This window comes from Wenyingzhuangia fucanilytica, assembly GCF_001697185.1.
Lineage (GTDB): Bacteria > Bacteroidota > Bacteroidia > Flavobacteriales > Flavobacteriaceae > Wenyingzhuangia > Wenyingzhuangia fucanilytica.
This window is the reverse complement of sequence record NZ_CP014224.1, coordinates 1,365,099-1,388,668: the sequence shown is the minus strand read 5'-3', so window position 1 is coordinate 1,388,668 and position 23,570 is coordinate 1,365,099. Positions and strand designations below refer to the sequence as shown.

The following is a 23,570-nucleotide window of genomic DNA, read 5'->3' as shown; positions in this document are numbered from 1 at the left end:
CTATATAGAAATGAAAAAAGAAATGAAAATTGCTTTAGTAACTGGAGGAAGTCGTGGATTGGGAAAAAATATGGCTTTGGAATTAGCAAAAAAAGGACTTCATATAATTCTAACTTATAACAGCAACGAAGAAAAAGCTAAAGATGTTATCAAAGACATTGAACATTTAGGGCAACAAGCGATTGCAATTCAATTAAATGTAATGGATTTCCAAAGTTTCGAAGTTTTCTTTGATACTGTTAAAAAATCAATTAAATCCAAATTCGGAATTGATAAAATTGACTATCTCGTAAATAATGCAGGAATTGGAATCAACGCACCATTTGCTAAAACAACCGAAGAACAATTAGATACGCTTTATAATATTCAGTTTAAAGGCACCTATTTATTAACTCAAAGTGCATTAAGTATTCTAAACGATGGTGGCGGAATTGTAAATGTATCAACTGGTCTAACTCGTTTTGCCCTAAACGGATTTTCCGCATATGCGTCTATGAAAAGTGCTATTGAAACCTTAACAAAGTATCAGGCCAAAGAATTAGGTGAAAGAAAAATTCGGTCAAATGTCATTGCACCAGGAGCTATTGAAACAGATTTTGGTGGTGGAGCAGTTAGAGATAATAAAAAAATGAATAGTTTTATAGCCTCTAACACAGCTTTGGGTCGCGTTGGATTGCCAGATGATATTGGAAGTGTTGTTGCCTTTTTATGCACCGATGATGCAAAATGGATAAATGCACAACGTATCGAAGTGTCTGGAGGACAAATGATTTAAAACAACCTAATGTCTATACTTCACATAAAAAATATCACCGAATATCATAGATTAATGCAGTTGCCAAAACCACAGCATCCTTTGGTTAGCGTAATTAATTTTGCCGATATTAAAAGGAAAGAAAATGTAACGGTTTCAAGTTTTACGCACGGCTTTTATTCTATTGCCTTAAAACAGGTGTTTAATGGTAAAATGAAATATGGACAACAGGAATATGATTTTGACGAAGGTGTATTAGCTTTTATCGCACCAAATCAGGTAATGCGTATTGAGATAGAAGATGAACAAAAACTAAATCATTCGGGATGGTTGCTTATTTTTCATCCCGATTTTCTTTGGAATACATCTTTAGCGCAAAAAATAAAGCAGTATGACTTTTTTGGTTATGAATTAACAGAAGCATTGCATCTTTCGGACAAGGAGCAAAATACGTTAACCGATTTGATGCAAAATATTAATCATGAATATCATTCAAATATTGATAAATTCAGTCAAAATGTTATCATTTCACAATTAGAATTATTACTCACTTATTCAGAACGGTTTTATCAACGTCAATTTATCACTCGAAAAAAATCGAACCATAGAATTCTTGAGCAATTCGAAACACTTTTAAATAATTATTTTAAAAGTAAAGACTTACAAGAAAATGGATTGCCAACCGTTAATTATCTGTCTGCTTCATTGAACTTATCATCAAATTATTTAAGCAGATTATTAAAAACACAAACAGGCAAAAGTACCCAAGAATTTATTCACGAAAAACTAATGCAATTGGCTAAAGAGAAACTTTCAACTACAGCCTTATCCGTAAATGAAATTGCTTACAGTTTAGGATTTGAACACCCACAATCATTCGGAAAATTATTCAAGAAAAAAACGGAATTGACACCATTGGAATTTCGGAAATTATATAATTAAGTAATATTCGAGAAAACACTACAGTTAACATCGTACTAATCGTAATATATTAAGGGGTAATATGCGTAGGTGAAAGTGATTATTGATGTTGTAGCGGTGGGAAAAATAAATGAAGTGCTGAACGCAGTGGTGCACTTTTTTTATGCGCGGTGTTGAGGTGGGGAAATGAAAAGAGTGATTCTCTAGATACTGAAACAAGTTCAGCACATAGAGGACTGAACGAATGTAGTTTGCCTACCACAGACACATGGCAAACATTACTAATTGCTGTAACCTACACCGCTGAAATGGGTCTTTCGTCTACGCTCAAGATAAATCCTAGGGAAAGTGGTTCTTTACTTATAACATATTATTTTCCAAAATATCTGAGAGGGTTTATTATTTACTACCTTAATGGGTTCTGTAACTTCTACTGCTTCTAACAAACCATAATCTTTGAATTCTTTTTCAATTTTGAATTTGTTGTAAAAGAATAAATTAACGTCGTGTGCCGTTGTATATCTGTTTTCTTCAATTTCTATTCCTTTACCATATCTCATATCGTTTATTGAAAGGCTAACGAAAACCATATACCCTCCTGGTTGTAATTGATTATAGCAATTATTAATGCATTGTAAACGTTCTTTTTCATCGAGTAAATGCAATAGGGCATAACAAAAAATGCCATCATACTTTTTAGAATCAAAAGGCATGTCTGCTACCGAACCGTGGTAGATTTTGACTACATTATTAAAATTATTATTAGCTATTTCAATAGCAGTTTTAGATAATTCTATTCCGGTTACGTTTTGATTATTCTTAATAAACGGTTTCGCATTTCTACCATAACCGATACCAGGTATTAATATTTCCTGTAATGCTTTTTCTTTGAAAAATACAGCAGTAGATTTGGCTACATCTGTAGGTTCATACCCCCACATGGCTTGTTTTCCTTTAAAATTTGATTCCCAAAATTCTCCCATCTTCTAATATTTACATAGTTTGTCTTCTAAAACATCACACCTAAAACCTAATTTGTGAATATACAACATCACCTTTTCAATATTAAAACTTTCACCTTCAACTCTTAAAATACTATGAGTGCAAGGATAATTGATTATTGGTTTTTCTATGTCATAATTAAATCTCAATTTAGGGAAACTAATTTTTAGATTCGTTAAAATACTATTAGCGATTATCTTATTTGGGATATCAGTTGTATATACTTCAATCATATTTTTGCTTTTAAAATTGCTCTTCTGTTAATTCCATATTCACCATTGCTCCAGCCATATTACCTGTATGTACAGCATTACTTATTGAACGCATCATTGTTGCATTATCACCACAGGCAAACACACCTTCTATTGATGTTTTTTGAAATACATCTACCTTTATATGTTCGCTTTCGGTTAATTCGCAACCCAATGACATTGGTATTTCTGAATGTTGTTTAAAAGGAATAGCTGCGTATACTCCCATAAATGGAATCTTTTGACCGTCTTCAAATACAACATTTTTTATATATCCATCATCATGTTCAATCTGTGATACTTTGGATTCAATAATTTTAATTTTATGCTTTTTAAGTTTCATTAATTGTTCAGCGCTAAAATCTGCTTTACCAGAGGTTAGAATAATTAAGTCTTTTGTTAAATTATGAACTAGTGATGCTAAATGAAAAGCTCTTTCGCCATTGGCCATAATACCTGTTTTTTCTCCTTTGAATTCATAACCATGGCAATAAGGACAATGGATTACAGAAACACCCCAAGCATCTGAAAATCCTTTTATATCTGGCATAATGTCTTTAACGCCCGTTGCAAAAATTAATTTCTTTGTAGTAAACTCCTTACCCGATTGTGTCGTAACTAGAAAGTTATTGTTTATTTTTTTTGCATCAATTGTAAAATCCTCAAGTAATTTGACTGTATTATACTGTAATACTTGTGCTTTTGCTTTTGCTGAAATCTGACTAGGTTTGGTTCCATCATGTGTTATAAAATTATGTGCATGTGGTGTTTGCCTATTACAAGGTAAACCGCCATCTATTATTAGAACATTTCTTAAAGAACGCCCTAGTGCCATAGCAGCTGAAAGCCCTGCATAGCTCCCACCAACTATAATTACTTCAAAATCTTTTCTATCTATCATATGATTAAATTTTATAAAACTGCTTAACGTTATAGGTAAGGTCATTGCTAAACTTACCAATCCTCCCTTTTTTATGAGCTCTCTTCTAGTCATTAAATTTTACTAATGCAACATTGTCGCAAATAAATATTTTGCAAACATATTGTTTATTTTACTATATTGCAACAAAGTCGCAATAATTATTGCGATTAAATCGCATTAAATGAAAAGAAGACATACTATAACTCAAGAAGCTGTGTTAAAAATACTTGTTGATTCTAATAAAGCAATGAGCCAGGATGCTATAGAAAAGCGTATTGATATAGCTATTAATCGAGCTACGATTTACAGAATATTAAATCGTTTTTGTGATGATGGTACGCTTCATAAAATTGTAGCAGATGATGGAAAACAATATTTTGCATTTTGTGTAAAATGTGATGAGCAAAAATTACCCGAGCAACATTTTCATTTTAGATGCACTCATTGTGAAACTATAGAATGCTTGCCCAGTGCTGTTCATTTTTCTCTTCCAAAAGGTTATGCTGTTAAGCAGGTGAATTGTATTTTAACTGGACTATGTAATGAATGCTCATAAAGAGTAGGAATTATGTTGGCTATTTAGTTCACTGTTTTTATATTGTTTTTAATGGGAGTTCATAAATAGCGACTAATGTTATTAGTAGTTAGGATTTGAGCGTTGGAAAGCGGCTATTTTACATAATGGAGTTATGGTACAGAAAGTGAATGAATGCTGCCATAACTACCCGTTATGTAACTTAGCTTTGGGATAGCGTTTAAATTATTAGCTTTTTGCCTGGGGCAGCTCTTTATAGTTGTGAAATGAGGTACGAATGAAACAAGCTATAATGTGCTGCAGTAGTATGGCAATTTAAACGCTATAGAAGTAAGGCGTGCGGAACAAACCAAAAGACAGAGAGTTTTGAGGAACGAGAAAACTGGGTTTTGGTTTGTGGGGATTTATAAATTATTTATACAAACCTGGAAAATATGTAATAGGGACAAGATATTGAAGAGGTAATATTATCTTAGCTTTTTCATTATAAACAAATTGAGCAAAATTTGTGATCTCACAATAAGGTTTGTTAATTGGTGGTGTATCAATAGAAATATGAAAACCAAAAGGGGTATAACTTATTTCACCAAAATGACGCATATAACCATCCATATTTGAAAATGATAAAGCATTTCTTAATTTGATTGTACTTGTCATATATGCAAAAACTCTAATGTTTTCAGGTAAATTATTATTTTCAGGTTCCATTAGAAACTCTTTTAAGCCTGGTCTCTTAATTAGATACCCACTACTTTCTAGAGCAACAAACATTATTAATATTTGCTTAAGAACATTAAGAGGTTTAATTGGGTATTCGGCGCACATATATTTATTTGCATAAACTCTAGATCTTAAGACATACATCCCTATTTCAGCAAACTCTTTATAGTCTTTTGCATACCATCCTCCTGTATTATTATTACATGAAACACAAAAATACATACCACCTGCACCTCGAGAACTTCTCTTTCTTTTACCATAAACATAACTAGATTTATCGTGTAGGTTTTCTGAATCTTGAAAGAATACGGGCGTTGAATTATAGGCAGATTCTGGAGGGACGTGTTCAAATGATAGCTTTTTAACTTCTCCACACAACCTGCATTTTCCAGTTTTTTTCATCAGAGTTCGTTTAATATGAATCTACATCTTTAATGATCTGAAAAGCCGATGAATCTCGGTAATTTTCATTTTGAAGTATATCATCAAAAACATCCATAGCATTTTCTAATACAGTATTTGTTTTATAATATTCTCTCATTGCGTTATAACCACTAACAACAACCTGTAAAGGTTCGTTTTTAAGACTTCTTGCAGTAATATCTGGTACATAATGGTTTTTATAACTACCTGCAAGCATAATACAATCTTTTGGATAGACATTTGAAGACTTTAAAAGAAAATCATAAAAAGGGTGCTCTCGATATTTTCCAACTTTTGAATTGACATACTGATATAAGAAATCCTTAAGTTCATAAAATAAATGTGGTTTTATGTGAAAAAAGGCTCGATTATATATTTCACCAACTTCTTTATCTTCGTTATCATAAAATTTTTGAATTAAGGATAATGCTTTTTGAATTTCAATTTCATGCTCAATAAATTCAAAAGCGGTTCTAATTATAGTATTTGGCTTATTGTGTACTAAAAAACCTTTCATTAAAAGGTCCGCACCTTTATAACTTCTGCAATATGTAATTGTAATTAGTTTACCAATTTCTCTATTAGATTCTTCTACCTGAAGCGCTTTTTCGAAAAATGGAATTAGCTTTTTAAAATTATGATTTATTAAATATTGCAATGGATTAATTGATACTTTTAAGATATCTGGATGAAAATCATTTGCTAACTTTAAAAATAACTCCATTACTCGATCTTTATCATGCTGTAATAGCTGTTGTAGCTTATATATAGCTGCTGCTCTAGTTGATGGTTTGGAATTATTAATTAACGTTTCTAGCGTATTACAAATAAAATTAAAGTGTGTTTCTGAAAAAGAATAATCTATGATTGCACTTGCAGCTGCACCGCGTACTGAATTAATACCGGTTGCTAAACCATCTTTAAGGTTATTTCTTCCTTCATCTCCAGTTTTGATATTTTTTTCTAGAAATTTAAGTACTCTATCATCCGATTTTTTATTTTCAGAAAAATATCTAGTTAACCAAATAAGATATAATGTGTTCTCTTCTTTGTACGTTCTTACCTCTAAAGCTTTGCAGAATAACTCTATTAATTTTTCAGCTTGAATTCCCCCATCCTTTAAGCCTTCTAAAGCTTTTACAATATAGGTATTTGAAATCTCAAGATCAGAAATCATTTCCTCAATAAAATTTAAAAAATCAGATGGGGTTTGAGAAACAATATTTGCAAACCTTCTACCATGTTCATATTCTGTAGGCTGATTCCAACTGTCAAAACACTTATTGCTGTAGGTGTATTTTTTAAAACTATTTCTCCAATTATTAATAGTAAACTTATCATACTTTGCATTTAGAGGGTCTCTATTTACATGAACTGTAACACCTTGAGGTTCTTTGTTTTCTATCTCACCAAATTTACGCTTCAGCTCCTTATATTCCTTTAATAATTTTTGATCTATATTTTTATTATTGTTTACAATACTTGTTAATAATTCATATTTTCCAATACCATAGAATTTATTCTTTGATTTAGTACCGTCTTCATTTTTAAAAATTTTTAACTCATGTGATTTATGGAAATTAGAAATGATTTTTTTATTTAAATGATTTTTGTTTTCATCATCAAACAATGCGTAAGACTTTCCAAAAACTTCTAATATTAAATAATTAAGGTATTGATTTAAACTGTATACTTCTGTAAATTTTGCAAGATTTGAAAAGAATACATAGGATTCTTCTTTAAAATCTTTAGGGTATTTAAAAATGATACTAAATCCTATAATTATTTCTGTAATATAATTTGAGTTTATATATTCATTAACCTCATTTTTCACAAATTTTGGATTCGTTTTGTATGTATCTTCTAAATATGTCTGAAGTTTATCTAATTGCACATGATGTTTGTAATGATCATTATTTTTTCTATCATACATTAGATATGCATCATCTGATTTGATAGCTCCTTTGTTCTCAAAACTACGTTTACGTATAATTTCTTTTATAATTGTTTTTACTAATTGATAAGCAATATCTGGATGTTTTTTCCAAAAATCATCATATATATGATCTGCATGGTTTCTTGTATAAAAATAATTATCATTGTCCATGATATCAGTCCCTTTTTTAATAACCAGATCAGATAATATCTGGTTTTTCACCCAATTAGGAAAATTTAGTATGCTATTTTCAAGTACTCTATAATACCAATATTCTTTATTATATTCAGGTTTTCGTTTAAGAACTTTTTCAATTAATTCAATGGCAAGAGGATTAGTAACGTTGCTAACACGCCATAAATAATCTATAATTAATTCATCTTTGATATTAGAGTCTTTTAAAGTTTGATAATATTCTAACAGGTTCCTTCCTTCATCAACATATATAAAACGTCTAAAAACATCTACCAGCATTTGTTGGTGCTCTATGCTATTTGTTTCTAGCTCAACTCTAAAAATATCCTTTTCTATAAAAAAAGACAACCATCCATCACCTAGAAAAAGAGACAAGAAAGTATTTCTTAAGTTATTATCCGAAAGGATAACATTTTTTACAATCTCCTTTTCTAAATTTAAAGGTATCTGTTGAAATGCAATTTGTTGCAATACTAATATCTTTATATGAAATCTTATTTTATCATTTAAAATAAGGTCTGTAATATCTTTAGCGTATTGTACTTCATCAACACTTCTTCTGTAGTTTAGAATTTGTTTGATTTTAGAACGGATAAATAACCCCTGATGTCTTTTTAAGATATCTTTAGTTAGATTTTTATTTTTATTTGTAAAATTTCTCGCAAAAGAATAATCAAAGAAAGATTGATGAAAAAATTCTATCTTGTCAGTTGTATTTATTATTCCTTCTGTTCTTAAATATTTTATTTCCTCAGAAAACTTATCTTCGAATAATCTTTGATCAATATTTATTTGTTGTATTTCGTACATTTTAGAGGCAAGCTCAAACACAAATTGTGAAACTTTATTGTAGTTAACTTTTAGTGTATTAAGGTTTCTATTACCAATTATTTTATGACGCCATAGCACTGAGTATAGATCTTGTAAATTTTTGATTTCATCTGTATGTAACTCTGAAGTGTACACCTTTAGAAATACATCTAAGTGTAATGGTACAGCTATTAGTTTAAGGAAAGAATCGGTAAATTGATTCATGTTTTCGACACCAGATTGATTCAATATGTTTAGTAATGTTTCTCTATCTAGCTCTTTTATTATAAAACTTCTTTTACCCTTATAGTTAGAAATGATTGGATCATAATTTAAATCATAAATTCTAGTTGAAATAATTATTTTTACTTTTGGATGCCCAATGAATTTTTGAATTAAATTGTCATAAAATTTTAAAGGTTTTAAGTCTGAGGATAATGTTTGAGAAAGTGCATCTATTTGGTCAATTAATAAAACTCCTTTTTGCTCTGTATCGATTAACTGATCAAAAAAATCTTTAAAACCTACTTCTAAATCAAACTCATTTTCTAATTCTTTTGATGAATTGAACGTTAGTCTATCTGCTTTTAGTGATACTACTGGTACTTTTTCTTTTTCTAGCCTATCATATAATTGTGAAATTACTACAGATTTACCCATACCAGCGTTACCAGCAACTATCGCAATATTTATTTCATTCTCTTTAAGTTTTTTATCAATCCATTTATATATTCCATCTACTTCTGGTCTTATGATCTTTAGTTTTTCATTTTCCCCAAAAAAAGTTTTAATTCTATTTATATCATTAGATATTAGTTTTGCTTTAGATTTAAGTTCAGAATTGGATAAACTTATTTGATTTGTTTTAATTTTATTGCTTTGATTATCCGATTCTTCAGGAAATGATATCGGAGAAAAGTATCTATTGATAATTTCAACGTTTGATCTAATAACTAGGTCTAAATCAACAGCAGTTAAAGAAGTAATATTTATTTGATTTAAAAGCCCTTGTATTTTCGGTTGAATTTCATAAAGTGTAACATCCTTAAAACTAATAGCCTTTAATTCATTTTCGATTAGAGGCGTTATATTTTCAGACTTCCACTTGTTTTTAAAATCAGCTAAAAAAAGTTTTGTTTCTTGTGTAAAATCTTTTGAAGCTACAATAAAATATGTGAAATTTTCAATATCATCAATTAAAGAAGATGAAATAGCATCGATGTGATTTTGCTTAACTTCTGTTATGTGATATAAAAGAAGTTTAATAATCTCTTTTAAAACTAAGTTTATACCTATATTATTTTTATACTTTTTACATTGAATGACACCGTTTATTTTACCTTGTAAAAAAAGCATAGCATCGGCTCCTCTTTCTCCTACACCTGATGATAACTTTACATTATCATAGATGCCGTTATAATAACCTTTTTTAATCTGGGTATCAAAATAATGATAAACCACCTCCTCAAATTCCCTAGGCGTTAACGTATTAAAATCCAATGATCTATTGCTATAAACTTCTCCTTTCATTTATTTTCTATGTATTAAAGTCAATCATATCTTCATTAAGCCATCTATTGATTTCTGTTTTATCAATTTTAGTTTTATTACTTGAACATTCTCCCGCTTTATGGTAGAACAAATTCTTAACTTCATTATATCTACCAATATGAATAAAGCGACGTTTTATTAAATTCTTTATCTCTATTAGAGGTAAACATTTAATACTTACCTTTTTTGCAAAAGCAATTAGTTGAAAGTCATTGTAGTTCAAATATCTCTTTGCCGTTTCCCATTGTTCAATAGCAAATTGAGAATCTAAAACTTTGTAAATATCATTTGGTAGTTCTGCATTTCTTGCCCTTGTAAACACTTCTGAAAACAGATAACAATTACTTTCTGAAACTAAAACTATTGTGCATTTTGAATCAGCCTCATGTTGTTTTTTAAAATCTGAAAATATTCCTTGAGAAGCGAGGTTTGATTGGTCCCAATGTAGATTTTTGGAAGGTAATCTAAACTTAACGCTATACATAGTTTTACCAAGTCTCGTCTTTACTTTAATATCATCTACAATAGTTGTATTTGATTTTAAAGCTTCCGGATATACTATATAATCTATTTCAAAAAAGGTATAAGACATTAACAATGCTAAATACCAATCTTGGTAAACTATACCCGAATGTGTGGCACTACCTCCAGAATATGGCATTAGTAAAATGGGTTTTATATAAGACTTGACTAAACAATTGTTAAATATGGTTTACTGCTTAATATAGTAATAAATTTTCTTGCCTTTTTTATAATTTATTAACTAGACTAGAATTACAAAATCTTTTTTAATTGCCTCACGTACCTTTTCAGGCACTTCAAATTCTTTACATAAAGAATCCCATTTTAAAGTAGCTCCTTGTATGTTTTGAATAATCCCTTTGGGGTTTTTAATAACATAGGCTTCTGCAATGGTTAACACATCTTCTAAAGTAATCTTATTTCTTTTATGATTGATTGACAAGGCTCTTGTTACCTTGCTAAAGGTTAGATTTATATTTAAGGGATATGTTAAATCGTACGCAGGTGCTAAATTCCAAGAATTTGTTTCTTTGTTATAGATAAAACTATGATTTTTTAAATGATCATCAATGTTTGCAAAAACAATATTAAACACCATACGTCTAAAGAGTTCTTGAATATCTTTATGCGGTACTTTAAGGTCTAGTGCTAGTTTAAATACGTTTTCATAACTGGCATTGTCTGGTTTTTTAAAATCCCATCCTGTTAACCCCGATACGGTTAAAACATGTTGTTTTTCACCATGTTGTCTATCATAACGTAACGTTGCAAAATGTTTGTTGTCTATTAATTTTGAAGGCATCATTTGTATACCTACTTCTTTTGCTAATAGATAATATATGTATTCTATTTTTTCCTTGTTATAGCCCGCTTCCTCATCCATACACAACTTTACGAGGTAATGATTGTAATCCTTTGAGTATTCTATATCTCCTGGAATAATGTTACCAGACTCTTTATGTTCTGAAATAAGAATTTTGGGTCTTGCACCACCTGCTGATGTTCCTATCTTAAAGATATTTAACAGCGCTAAATCATTTAAGGACTTGCCCGATGTTTCATTTTTTACATCTAAAACTTTATTTAGTACCTCAACAATTTCCTCAATATTAATTGTTGTTGATGTTGGTATTTCTACCGAAGGATGGTATTCAATGGCCCCCATACCGCGGTTAGAAACATAGGTTAATTGTTCTAGTGAGATTATTTTTTTAACCTCTGTCTTTTTAGCTTCTAACCATTCTTTAAAAATAATATTTCCAAACAGATCAGGTAAGGAATCGGCAATCATAGGAGGCAACCCTCTGAATGTTTCTCCTTCAAATTTTGAGAATACTTGTACGGATTTTATCCGTTTAAAAACATAAGGAAATATATTGCTGTATTGGTTAGATTCTAAAAAATTTGGATTGTATTGAAAAAAAGAGGTACGCTTGTCTATGTCGTATCCAATTTTACCTATTTCTATCCCAAACAATATCACTTCTATGATTTTATTTTTAGCCATTTTTAATATAATGAGTTTATATCATTCTTATTCTCTACATCTTTTAATGCTTGAAACAATGGTTCTAGTAAATCAAAATGATTTGCTATTTTTAGTACTGTATCTAAAGTTGCGTTCTTACCGTTTTCAAATTTTTGAATGGTATAGCGTGACAATTCTAAAGCTTCTCCAAGGTCTTGCTGAGACATTTCGTAAATTTGTCTTTTCTGTTTGCAAAGCTCACCCAACTGCAATTTTACTTCCTTAATAGTGATTGCATCTATCATATTTTGTTGATTATAATACACAAATATAATCAAAAACCTTAAAATGTGTATTATAATACACTATATTAAAAACCTGTTTATCATTTAATCTAACTCTGTAAGCCAAGAAAAGCGAGAAAATTGGGTTTTGACTTGTAGGGGAATTATGTTGATTTTTTATAGGTAATTACACATTCTCTAATTAGATAAGCTTCACAATACCCTAAATCAATCATCTTGTTTAAGATGTAAATAAAATTCTTTATTAAACTTTGAGATTCTTTAATTTCCTGTATATGATTATTGAGAAGTACTTGAATTAGTTTAACCGCATTTATAGTGTCTAAACTATCATAACTGCTATCACTTTCCTTTAAATTTTTTACTATTAAATTAATGCCCGATGGGAGAAAAACTTTTTCTCCAAAAGAGGAAAAAACTGGAATTATATGTGGTAATGATTTAGTTTTAAAATAATCTATAAACTCATTATAATGGGGTTTGTAATTGATAAAACCCTTCCAATTATCTGACTTTATAGACCAATAGTTCTCGTTAACATTTAATAAAAGTTCTTTGATTAAAAAATAACTACCTGATTGCTTAACTTTATTAAAAAGATATTTCCACAACTCCCAAAAATGGTTTCTATACTTTTCAACATCTTTATCTTCATTAATTACGTCATCAAACCTTGTAACAGTTGTATTAAAAACACCTGTTATAAGCTCATACAAATCTTTAATATCATGTGTATTCTTGAAATCATTATTTAAAAAAGGAATACATAATTTATCTACCAGTGATTTGCTTACGTTGACATCATTTAATAAAAGAACTTCATTAAAGTAAAAACGTAAATCAACAAGAATTTTATAATTTGTTTTTCTTGATCTTCTTGAACGAGAATATGAATAGTCATCTTCTTGCTTTAAGTCTTCTAAAATTAATTCACACATTTTCAAAATGTAATTTTGAAAGAATTCACTATTTGTATTTGAAGCTATAAGAAGTAAAGAGTTGTTTAAAAAATGAGACTCATATGATTCAAAAGACAAAGTAGAAATTTCAGGTAAATCACTTGTAAACATTATACTTTCTATAAATTCAAATTCTTTTTCTCTGTATTCCTTTGTTTCTTGCTGACTACGATAATTATTAACTTTATTCTCACTATAGAATTTCGCATATTTTATTAATGCAATAATTAATTTACTGGATTTTTCTGGAAATTCTTTACTAAAGATATTTCTAAAATATTTTTGAAAATCCCTTATCTCGTGGTCTGCCAAATGACTAATTAGTAAATAGGCAATAAGCAGATCAAGCTCTTTCTCTTCAACAACTCCTTCTTTAAATTTATATAATAAATGAATAGCTTCAATTGTTAATTGTTTTTCCAAAATATTATATTTAAACAAACTATTAAAATTCCCCCTGTCATTAGCTTCTTTTATAATATGTTTCAATACGTCAATAATTGTATTAACACAATATTTTTTGTGAACTTTACTTAATTTTTTGTAAAATAATTCTAACCCTAAAACAGATAAAGTTACAGGTGAATCCCACATTGTTTTCTCTATTTTATCTGAAGAAAAATGATTGAAAATAGTTTTCCATTCATCAAATGACATTTCATGTTTTTTTTCTTTTGCTTGTCTTAATGAATGAGAATAATGTAAAGAAAGATTATCGTTTTCATTTTCTTTTGTGAAAGACTTAACAGCATTATAAATGGGTTTTGGATAGTTTACTTCTAATTGAAAAACTCCTTTTTCTTCATCCACAATCGACGCTTTGTATTTGCGAATATCCATTTCTGTAACAGCTTTTTCCCAAAAAATATCTTCTCCACAATTTTCATAAAAGTCATCAAATATTAATTGTAATTCTTTATTGAGAGACCCCTTATTTATTTGATAATAAAGCATGAATTCTCGAAGACCACGTTGATATTTTGTTCTATGAGGAAGTCTATTAAACTCTCCTTTCTCTTTTTGGGCATAAGAAATTCTTTGATCATAAATTGCTGTTGCTGAATGTTCTCTAGTTGCTCTATGTGTGTCCCACTCATAAAACTCTCGAACTCTTAATATTGGTAGAATACTATCTTCAAACGCTTTTGAATAAGCTATAAACACACTAGTTAAAACACTAATTATTGTAACTGAATTTGAGTTTTCCAACAAATAATTAGTTATTGACTTTAATAATTTGTTTTCAGGAACTTCAAATCGAGCAATTTCTAATAAATATTTTTCAAGGCTAATTAAAACAGATTCAAGTAGGTAATGAGTTACAGTTGTACCTCTATATGCGTTCCATAAATATTCATTTCCATAGAGTGTATTTTCATTACCATCATTTAATATCACTTTAATTTCCTTTAACTCCTCTTTTGTACTAAAATCAGATTCTTTGTATGAAGATGTGATGTAATTTGTAAAATCACATATAAAAATGATAGCCTTCCATGGATGGTATTGTAGTAAATTATAAACAAACGTTTTATAAATTCCTGAAGGGAAAAAATCAGACCTAGTTTTTGCTATACCCCAGGCATCATCTCGTTCTTTTCGTTCGGGAAAATAAATACCCAAAGAACTTTTTTCTTTAGGTGGATTTTTAGGAGCTATATATTTCCAATGCTTATTTGCTATTTCTATTAACGTATCAGGCAATTCTTTAATCAATGCACTATTTCTAACACCACCTAAAGCTTTTCCAATAACTAACTCACTAAAGCCATCTAACCTACCATACTCATTTATATTTGAACTACATTTTTCAATAAACTTCTTCAAATCTCCTTTGCAATAATAAGCAAAGCCAAAAAGCATATAAACGAAACTTGACTTTTGATTATTATTTCTTGAAGAATACCAATACTCTAAATTAGAGTACATTTCTTCTATATAATGAAAAGTTATTTTATTTGCAGCTTCTATTTCTTTATTAGAACAAAGCTTAAATTGAAAAAGGTATTTATACTCCCAGTCTAGTAATAAATTTGAAATAGACTTTCTTATGATTTCTACTTCTGAAATATTTGAAGATAAGAAACATAAAATTTCTTCCCAACAAGAACCTACAGGGAATAAAATGTCTTTTGAGTTCTCTTTGTTAAAATTATATTCTCGACAGGTTGTTCGTATCAATAAAATACACCTATTTAAAAATACACAATTGTTTTCCAGTAATTTAGAAGAAAAATGCCTAAAAAATGAATTGCAATCATCCGATCTAAAAACTGCTGTAAGTATTTCATCTGTCCAATATGTAGGTATTGACTCATCTTCAATGGTCAAAGAAATTAAAGTTGCAACTGTATCAATATCATTAGCAAGTAATTCTTCAATCCATAATCTAAAAGCTCTTCGTAAAGCTGGTTGGTTACCTAGTTTATTAAATAGATCTGCTTTATTAGAGAGTTTATTTTCAATTGAATAAATATATCTTATTAATGCCCAATCCTCTAAAATATCATGAGAGGGAGAAAATTGATATTTATTATTATTTCTAACTATTATATTATCACTTTCCAAAAGCTCTACCGCTTCATAATCTATTTTATCATCTTGAGGTTCAAAAAACAATCTCATATTAATAGCTCTACCTACTGCAATGTGCATAAAAGTAGTACCTCTTTTTCTAGGAAGACCATTCTTTGTTAGCGTTGAATTCTCTATAACTTCATTCCATAATATCTCTTTAAATTCTGAATAACTCATGTCATCCGAGATATTTTCATTTTCTACTTTTACCGCTGATACTGTAAAATCAAGATACTTAGGGCTTCTTAAAACTTCATTTATTTTACTATTAGAAAGAAAATTGGTTAATTGAGGAAATTCTTTTTTTATTAGCTCAATTTCATCATCATTTAAAAGCGGTATATCTACCACATTTATTTTTTCGGAATCGATACCAAACTTTTGTTTAATTACATTAACAGCATAAGACCTACAAGTCATTAAAAGTTTTATTCCCTTATTTTCTGAAATAATTGATAATAATTGTTTAAATGCAGAATCAGGTTGAGCTTCCAATAATTTTTCAGCACTATCAATTACTATAATTTTATTTGAAAGCACTGATATTAAACTAAACAAATCGAATAAATTGTGATTTATTCCTACTTCACTGAACACTTGAGCTAATGAATTCTTATTCAACTGATCAGCTTTAAAAATTATAGGAACTGTATCTGATAATTCACCACTTAAAAGATCTTTTAAAAAGGAAGATTTACCAACACCTGGGTAACCTGTTATTATAGAAATATCAGATTGATTTATAGACTTTATTATTGACTTTTTAACAGTTGCTCTATCTATATGATAACCTTTTATAGAGTTTTTGAATGGTTTTAATAGTAATTCACCATCTTGATGTATTTTCTTGAGAGAAGAGTACGCATCATTAGTTATAGATAAGTCAAAATATTTATATGGTTGAAAACTACTTAAATTATCTTTAGAAATACCCCCTCCATTTCGATTATGTGTAGCAACTTCATTAAGAAGTATACTCCAAATCTCTTTAGAAGTAGTTCTTACATCTTTAGATTTTGATAAGTGAATAAGATTAAGTGTATAGGTTTCATCTGTGCTTGCTTCAGCAGTAAAATCATAAGCCAGCAAATGAAAGCATTTTAAGAACTGAAATAGCTCTTTTTCGGTAATAGCATCTCCTTTTGCTAAAGTTAGACTTTCTTCAAATATATCAAGAGCTTCTTTTTTTATTTTCGTTCTATTAATTTCAGAAAAAAAATCTTGTGAAGTACTTTGTTTAGAAGCTATTTGACATAAATAAACTATATGATTTTTATCGTTATTAGTTAGACTAGATTTAATAAGAAACATTTTATCTCTTTGTCTATCGAAATGGTTAACATTATTAAAATCCTCCCAAAAAGCCTTAATTACTTCTAAAAAAATTTCATTCTTTGATGAAATTGGAATATTATATTTTATTTGAGAAATTATTCTTTTCGTAATATTATCTTCTTCAACTTTTAAGAATAAATCATCTGTTTGATATCCTTTATTCTTATTTTGAAATCCAATTTCTGTAATTTTTCCATTAGGAAATGATGGCACTACACCATTAATAATCATCTGTAACAAAAATGATGCTTGCACATAATTTTCATAATGAAAACCACCACCACCTGTTTGAAATACACTTGCCTCTCCTGCCATTTATTCTATTTTTCTATTAAACCAAGTTTTAACTCCTCCAAAATTTGAACAGCATATTCTAAACCCCATTCTTTATTACTAATCCATTGTTTTGCTATTGCAGATTTTTTAGGGTCTATGATATTATCGTTTAGTGTTTTTAAAATTCGAGTGCTAATTGCCTCTGAAATATTTAAAAACTGACTTGCTTTTCTACCTAATACCCTTGCTGCAATTTTGAGTTGGTCTAAATCTCCTTCTTCTGGAAAAGTATCGTTATGATGCTCTACTATTTCATTAAAATTTAAATTGAAATAGTGTTCTATAATTCTTAAAATATCATACAAATCACTATCACGTTCTTCAGGCCTATCACTCCAAGCGATTAGCTTTAAAATAACCATTCCTGGTAAGGAAGGAATTTGTATTGATTTTTCTTCTATTTGAACAGTTTCCGGAAGTTGTAATACTTCGCTAAACCCTAAAACATGCAAATCGGTATAGCGCTCATTGAAGTTTACTGTGAATTTTTCTTCAATTTCTCCAAATGGTAATAGATCTATAACAATATTAAATTTATCGTGATACATTGTCCATGGAGCCTCTACTTTATTAAATCCGTAATTGCCAAGCTCTTCAACTATGGTTTCAAATTCCTGAATAGAAGAAATCATAATTGCAAAGTCAATATCTTTTGTACCTCTGCTAGGTTTAATTCCGTCTTTTAATAATTCTAAGGCTATGGCACTTGCTCCAATGAGATAATAAGGCACTTTTAGTTTTATCATGACCTCATCAATACAATCAAAAACTTCTTTGAAGTAGGGGATAGCGAGTTCTTTATATGTTTGGTTGGATGTGTTCATCAAAAATTAGCTTTGCAGTTTCTTTACATCTTTTATCATCAGTAATCATTAAATCTATATAAACCAATTGTTTTGGTGCTGTGTTGTTATTATTTTTATTAAAATTTGCAGCCCAAAACATATCATAGGCCCAAATATCTCCATTATCGTCAGGTAATAATTTGTATTGCAACATCAAATCTTTTGTAGTTTCTTTTGTGTAAATCGTGAATTTTTCTGGTCTTAGATGATTGGTTATGATATCTCCAGCTGGTTCGCCACCCCAAACTGTTTTATCGGTTTTGAATTGTAACGTTCTCCAATCTTGGTTCTTGTTTTGAAATCTAAAACGTTGTTTAAAAAGCGTAGGTTTTAACGTTTGCTCAAAATCTGTCATCCACTTATGCAGCAGCTCTTCATTATCATTAATTATATATTCATTTTTGTTTAATTTTAAGATGAGGTTGGTTTCCAATAAACCATTTATGATTAATGGAATATTACCTAATGCTACATTGGTTATTTCTGCTATTTCTCGTTGTGTTTGGTTGATTAATTGAGGATCTAATAAGAAATGAAATATTACTTTTAGCCCTGTTTTGGTAAATGCTCTATTTCCTTTTTCTTTTTGAGTTTTTGTTGTTTTATGGGTATCTATATAAATAAAGAAACCGTCTTTATTGATGTACACATTTCCATTTTCTTCTAAATAATTTACTTGGTTTTCTCGAAGTTCTTTCTTTACTTTTGGATATAGTTTTTCTGCTACTAATAAGAAGTTTTTGAATCTATTATTATAATCTATGATATTAAACAATTGATGGTTTTTAACATCTTTTTTAACTTCAACCAGCATTGTAATTTTTTGATTGTTAATTGTGAGGTCTAATTTTCCATCAACACCTATGTCTTTATTATCATTCACAGTATCCCAGTTCCATGTTATTGGAATATCCTTTTCTAAATTATGAATTGCTTTATTTAGTATCTCTATTTCGTCCATTGTATTCCCTCTCTATGTTCATTATTTTTAAATGTTCATTATTCGTGAACACTTATTTAATATGAACAAATATATGTAAATTATTTAAATAAAGTCCTGACGCTTAAAAGTTATGATGGTTAAACTTTGGCAAAAATGAAGAATTTTGCCAAAGTTTAATTTATAAAAAAAAGGTGTTGTGTACTTATTGATTGAAAAATGACATTAATTCATAGGGTTTAATTACCTGCGTTTGTCTTTTGATGTATTGTCATAAGCGATTAAATTGAATAGTTCTCGCATTCTGCTTCTTACGCGGTTTCCATAGTGTTGTTCAATTTCTGATGCAGATAAGTTAGTGGTGATGTGGGTTTTTAGCTTTTTACTAACAAATAAATCATAACGGCTTAATATAATTTCTGCCATGACATTGCATTCGTTACCGAAGTATTTTAAGTTGCTTTCCGTTCCTAAATCATCAAAACAAATGGTGTTGTATTTTGGTTGGTATAGCTTGCCTTTGCTATATCTGTGAATGACTTCGTAACCGTCTTGTATGAATTCAAAACTTACATCTCTACAGGATTTTACATGATACTTTTCTTTTTCGGTAATATGTTTTATCAAGGTCATTAATGATGTTTTGCCACAGCCTATGGGGCCAGAAAGTAAGATGCCTTTTTCTAAAAAAATATTGAGTTCAATAGCTCTTTTTTCATCTTTTAGCATATAGGCTATTAACTTTTCAATAATGGTTTCATCTTCTTTATAAATTTTGAAATGTGTTCCGAATAGTTCTTTGCCTTTTTTTTCGAGCCATTGGGTTATTTCTTGGTAGTTGAGGTTCGAATTCATTATCTCTGATTTTGTTTTTTTACTTTGTCTTTTTTTGATGAAAATATTTCAACTTTGCTCAGCACAGGCTTTAACAAAAAGTTAAGATGAAAGTTTATTTTCTTTTTTCCATTGCTGAAAATACTTCGACTCCGCTCAGTGCAGGCTTCACAAAAAAAAGCTAGTCTTGAATCTTTGACAATAAGATTGATTTTTCTTTTGTCTTAACACAAAAGAAACAAAAAGTCAAGACTTGGATTTTCAGCGGTCAATTACAATCTCAAATCCTAAAGAAAAGAACTCGGCTAAAGCCTCAGGCAGCTTTTCTTTTTACGGATTTTTCAATTGATTGACACTCGCTTACAAATCCTATGTCAAATTGAAATTCTAACTAGATTTGTTATTTTTTACTTTTATTTATGTTTTCTTTTTAGACTCAAACAGCTTTTATTTTTACGAAACCTTCAAATATTTGACATTCGCCTGCTAGATTCTATGGCGGGTTAAAATTGTAACTAGATTTATTATTTTTATTCCTGTTTTTTGACTTTCTAAAAAAAATTGTTCTCGATACGCTATCGCACTCGAACTGACACTACGATTAGGCTCAAGACAAGGTATAGCGTTATAATGGTTCGGAGTAATTTTTATCCGTAGTTGTGTTGAGTTGTTTTGCTCGATTTATCGGTGTTGTGTCGGTGTTGTGCTTAAAATTAGCACTGTTGAGCATCCAATTTTCTGCAGCGGCTTTCCAATCGACCATTTTAGTTTTTCCGCCTACTAACCAACCATTGCTGGTAAAATAATTGTAAAACTTCTGCGCTTCTAATTCTGGGTGTTTTTGTTCTATAAAATACTTATTTACTTCTTCAATAGTCGGCTTCAAGACTGTGCTTGAAGTCACACTATTTTTCTTTTTTTGCCGCAACTTTTTTTCTTTTACATCGCCCTGATTTTTAAACTCTATATTTTTATTTTCAAAATTTAGTGCTTGTTCTTCCAAGTTTAAAATGTTTAAAGTGTTTGTTTTGTTTATACTGTTTATAGAAGATACCAGTGCTTGTTCACTACTAGTTTTTTGCTTGTTTAGAGCTTGTTCATCAATAGGGATATTTTTTTTAGTATGGCGGTCTTTTTTTTGAACTGGTTTTAAGTCTTCTGAAAAATTGAACATATAGACCATACTACCTTTAAATGGATTATAGGATGGTTCGTATTTAAGATATCCCTTGTCATTTAATTCACGTATACATTTGTGATACGTTGCTTTAGAACATATTTTACTAATACGCATAACCTCATCTCTTGTAATGCTTATTGGGTTTTTAAACCGGTTGATATTCCAGTATTGAAATAAGCCTAAGTATAAACTTATATGTGTTGGATTTAAATTTGAATCGTGAATGATGCGGTCAAAAAATCCTGTTAAGTGTTTTATGTAGTTCATTTTGTAAATAATTTAATTATCATTTTCTTTTTTCCATTGCTGAAAAAAGAAACAAAAAAATCTAGCCTTAAATCTTCGGCGGTCAAATTGATTTTTGATTTCTAAAACAAAAGAACTCGTCTTCCTTTTAGTCAGACTCAAACAGCTTTTGTTTTTACGAAATCTTCAAATATTTGACACTCGTCTGCCAGATTCTATGGCGGATTGAGATTCGAACTAGATTTATGATCTTTTCTTTTATTCATCTTTTCTTTTCAGGCTCAAACAGTTTTTGTTTTTACGAAGTCTTCAAATATTTGACACTCGTATGCCAGATTCTATAGCGGGTTGAGATTGTAATTAGCTTTCGGAATTATTAACTTTATTTTCTTCTAAAACCTTTTGAATATCATCGTAGGCATAAAAGATAATACCTCCAACTTTGGTATAAGTGAGCGTACCATTGATGCGAAGGTTTTGTAAGGTTCCTGGAGAGATGTTTAGCAGTTTTCGGACTTCAATAGATTTGAGCCATTGTTTTTCTCGATACCCAGCTTGATGGGTTATGATGGCTTTGATGCTGTTTAGAAGGTCTATTCTGAATTGGTGTAAGTCTTCTTTTGTAATTAGTTCTACTTCCATAACTTGATTTTTAGATTGTTATGGTACAAATTTGTTGGTTTTGAGTGATTTTACATCACAAGGCGAACCGAAGTTGTGATACATTTTATTTTAAAGACAATAAAATCAATCACTTATCTTATTCGTCCGAATTATCCATTCTTTTTATAAGACTCTCTTTAAGTGAGGTCATAAACTTTGTTCTGTCTCCTTTGCGCATTCGAATTTCTAAAAAAGCTCTGTGATATTGACCTAAATTGATATTGAAGGTGTCTTCGAAATAGGCAGCAATGTCTTTTAAGTCTGAAGCTCCATTGTTAAAGACACCTTCTGAATGTAATGCATATAACAACTCTATTAGAGCCACTTTAGAGCCTGTCCAGTTTTGTTTGATTTTCGGGTTAACTTGTGATTTTTGATTGGGTTGCTTATTTTCTAATAGCAATAATTTATCTTCTAGGTATACTTGTAGTAAATCATGCGCTATAATTTTAGCGACTTTGTAACTATGTGTGGTTGCAAAGTTTTTATCAGATTCGAAATAAAAGGAGTTTAAGCTTAATTTTACATCTAACTTACCGCGTACAAAATATTTATGATCTAAATAATTGCTTCCTGTTCGGAAGTATCTATAAAACTCTAGTTCGCTATCAAAAAACAATTTTAGTTTTCGCAATTCATTTCTATAAAATTTTTTCACCACTCTTTGACCTCCATAAGGTCTTTTGGTTTCCATTTTATATATTTTGTTGTAATAAATAAATTTGGAGGAAAATTGAGGCTTGATTTCTTTGAAAAAATTAATTTCTTCGTTTGTTGATTTGAATTTTCTTTTTAACACAAACTTCTTTAATTGCTCTAAAGATCTTAAGGTTATTTCAATGGCTTGCTCACATGCCACAATAGGGTCATCAATCTCAATATTTATAAAATTGAGTTGTTCTTGTAGGTCTATTAGTAGTTTGTTGATTGGGGGTTGCAAACTATATTGTATTTTTTTTGGGGGAACTAAATGGTTGACATATGTGTTGGGTTGTTTTTTAACAAAATTAAATAAACCATACCTTATGGAATGGTGAAAAAGTGGTACATAATGGTGTTTATTGGTTTACACTTTCTTTTCTTAAATTAAATAGATTTACTAAAGTATGGTGTCCCTGGGGTTAGATTGTAAAATCCGTTTTTTAATTCTGAGTTAAATTTAAATTCATTTTCAAATTAAATTTTGATGTAAATCATTGATTGCATCTACAATTGAAATACCATACCCTTTTAATATTTCAAAACCTTGGTTATCAACTAAAGCTATCACATATTCATTTTTAATGTATTCAAACTTTAAGTTTTTTAATTCTGATATGGTAATTATATTATTTTCCATT

General features: G+C 29.5%; 18 protein-coding genes. 3 read left to right on the top strand and 15 right to left on the bottom strand.

The genetic code is table 11. The features are described 5' to 3' along the window. Positions 1–10 precede the first annotated feature (10 nt). Both AXE80_RS05880 and AXE80_RS05875 read left to right on the top strand, forming a co-directional pair. A complete protein-coding gene (locus AXE80_RS05880) occupies positions 11–775 on the top strand; it encodes an SDR family NAD(P)-dependent oxidoreductase (RefSeq protein WP_068825346.1) in 765 nt (254 codons plus the stop codon). A gap of 9 nt (positions 776–784) precedes the next feature. After that, complete coding sequence (locus AXE80_RS05875; RefSeq protein WP_068825344.1) at positions 785–1,696, top strand: helix-turn-helix domain-containing protein; 912 nt, start codon at positions 785–787, stop codon at positions 1,694–1,696. A 335-nt stretch (positions 1,697–2,031) separates the two neighbouring features. Here AXE80_RS05875 and AXE80_RS05870 read toward each other — a convergent pair whose 3' ends face one another. Both AXE80_RS05870 and AXE80_RS05860 read right to left on the bottom strand, forming a co-directional pair. Next, positions 2,032–2,658, bottom strand: coding sequence for a class I SAM-dependent methyltransferase (locus AXE80_RS05870; protein WP_068825341.1), 627 nt, complete (start codon positions 2,656–2,658; stop codon positions 2,032–2,034). A 262-nt stretch (positions 2,659–2,920) separates the two neighbouring features. Next, positions 2,921–3,829 carry an NAD(P)/FAD-dependent oxidoreductase gene (locus AXE80_RS05860; RefSeq protein ID WP_068828700.1) on the bottom strand — a complete coding sequence of 303 codons (909 nt, stop codon included), beginning with the start codon at positions 3,827–3,829 and terminating at the stop codon, positions 2,921–2,923. 202 nt (positions 3,830–4,031) lie between these two features. On the opposite strand from AXE80_RS05860, the gene AXE80_RS05855 reads away from it, so the two are divergent. Further along, complete coding sequence (locus AXE80_RS05855) at positions 4,032–4,406, top strand: Fur family transcriptional regulator (protein ID WP_068825337.1); 375 nt, start codon at positions 4,032–4,034, stop codon at positions 4,404–4,406. Between the two features lie 390 nt (positions 4,407–4,796). Here the strand turns inward: AXE80_RS05855 and AXE80_RS05850 are convergent, their stop codons facing one another. The 13 genes from AXE80_RS05850 to AXE80_RS14360 all read right to left on the bottom strand — a co-directional run bounded on the left by AXE80_RS05850 (position 4,797) and on the right by AXE80_RS14360 (position 23,569). Beyond that, positions 4,797–5,507: a hypothetical protein gene (locus tag AXE80_RS05850; protein WP_068825334.1), complete on the bottom strand. Its 711-nt coding sequence runs from the start codon at positions 5,505–5,507 to the stop codon at positions 4,797–4,799. A 10-nt stretch (positions 5,508–5,517) separates the two neighbouring features. Then, the gene (locus tag AXE80_RS05845; RefSeq protein WP_068825332.1) at positions 5,518–9,999 is read right to left on the bottom strand and encodes an ATP-binding protein; all 4,482 of its coding nucleotides are present in this window, start codon (positions 9,997–9,999) and stop codon (positions 5,518–5,520) included. A 7-nt stretch (positions 10,000–10,006) separates the two neighbouring features. Next, positions 10,007–10,681, bottom strand: coding sequence for a hypothetical protein (locus AXE80_RS05840; protein ID WP_068825330.1), 675 nt, complete (start codon positions 10,679–10,681; stop codon positions 10,007–10,009). Positions 10,682–10,783: 102 nt separating this feature from the next. Next, complete coding sequence (locus AXE80_RS05835) at positions 10,784–12,049, bottom strand: type II toxin-antitoxin system HipA family toxin (RefSeq protein ID WP_068825328.1); 1,266 nt, start codon at positions 12,047–12,049, stop codon at positions 10,784–10,786. Positions 12,050–12,051: 2 nt separating this feature from the next. Then, the gene (locus AXE80_RS05830) at positions 12,052–12,315 is read right to left on the bottom strand and encodes a helix-turn-helix transcriptional regulator (RefSeq protein WP_068825326.1); all 264 of its coding nucleotides are present in this window, start codon (positions 12,313–12,315) and stop codon (positions 12,052–12,054) included. A gap of 143 nt (positions 12,316–12,458) precedes the next feature. Next, positions 12,459–17,501 carry an NACHT domain-containing protein gene (locus AXE80_RS05825; RefSeq protein ID WP_068825324.1) on the bottom strand — a complete coding sequence of 1,681 codons (5,043 nt, stop codon included), beginning with the start codon at positions 17,499–17,501 and terminating at the stop codon, positions 12,459–12,461. Positions 17,502–17,506: 5 nt separating this feature from the next. After that, positions 17,507–18,346, bottom strand: coding sequence for a nucleotidyl transferase AbiEii/AbiGii toxin family protein (locus AXE80_RS05820; protein ID WP_068825322.1), 840 nt, complete (start codon positions 18,344–18,346; stop codon positions 17,507–17,509). Continuing rightward, a complete protein-coding gene (locus tag AXE80_RS05815; protein ID WP_068825320.1) occupies positions 18,321–19,328 on the bottom strand; it encodes a type IV toxin-antitoxin system AbiEi family antitoxin in 1,008 nt (335 codons plus the stop codon). The genes AXE80_RS05820 and AXE80_RS05815 overlap by 26 nt, the downstream gene beginning before the upstream one ends. A gap of 222 nt (positions 19,329–19,550) precedes the next feature. Beyond that, positions 19,551–20,162: a P-loop NTPase family protein gene (locus AXE80_RS05810; RefSeq protein ID WP_068825318.1), complete on the bottom strand. Its 612-nt coding sequence runs from the start codon at positions 20,160–20,162 to the stop codon at positions 19,551–19,553. 604 nt (positions 20,163–20,766) lie between these two features. Next, positions 20,767–21,588: a transcriptional regulator gene (locus AXE80_RS05805; protein WP_068825316.1), complete on the bottom strand. Its 822-nt coding sequence runs from the start codon at positions 21,586–21,588 to the stop codon at positions 20,767–20,769. A gap of 339 nt (positions 21,589–21,927) precedes the next feature. Further along, the gene (locus AXE80_RS05800; RefSeq protein ID WP_054724547.1) at positions 21,928–22,209 is read right to left on the bottom strand and encodes a helix-turn-helix domain-containing protein; all 282 of its coding nucleotides are present in this window, start codon (positions 22,207–22,209) and stop codon (positions 21,928–21,930) included. Between the two features lie 118 nt (positions 22,210–22,327). Then, a complete protein-coding gene (locus AXE80_RS05795) occupies positions 22,328–23,170 on the bottom strand; it encodes an RteC domain-containing protein (RefSeq protein WP_068825314.1) in 843 nt (280 codons plus the stop codon). A gap of 231 nt (positions 23,171–23,401) precedes the next feature. Next, positions 23,402–23,569 carry a hypothetical protein gene (locus AXE80_RS14360; protein ID WP_157359353.1) on the bottom strand — a complete coding sequence of 56 codons (168 nt, stop codon included), beginning with the start codon at positions 23,567–23,569 and terminating at the stop codon, positions 23,402–23,404. Position 23,570: the final 1 nt, after the last annotated feature.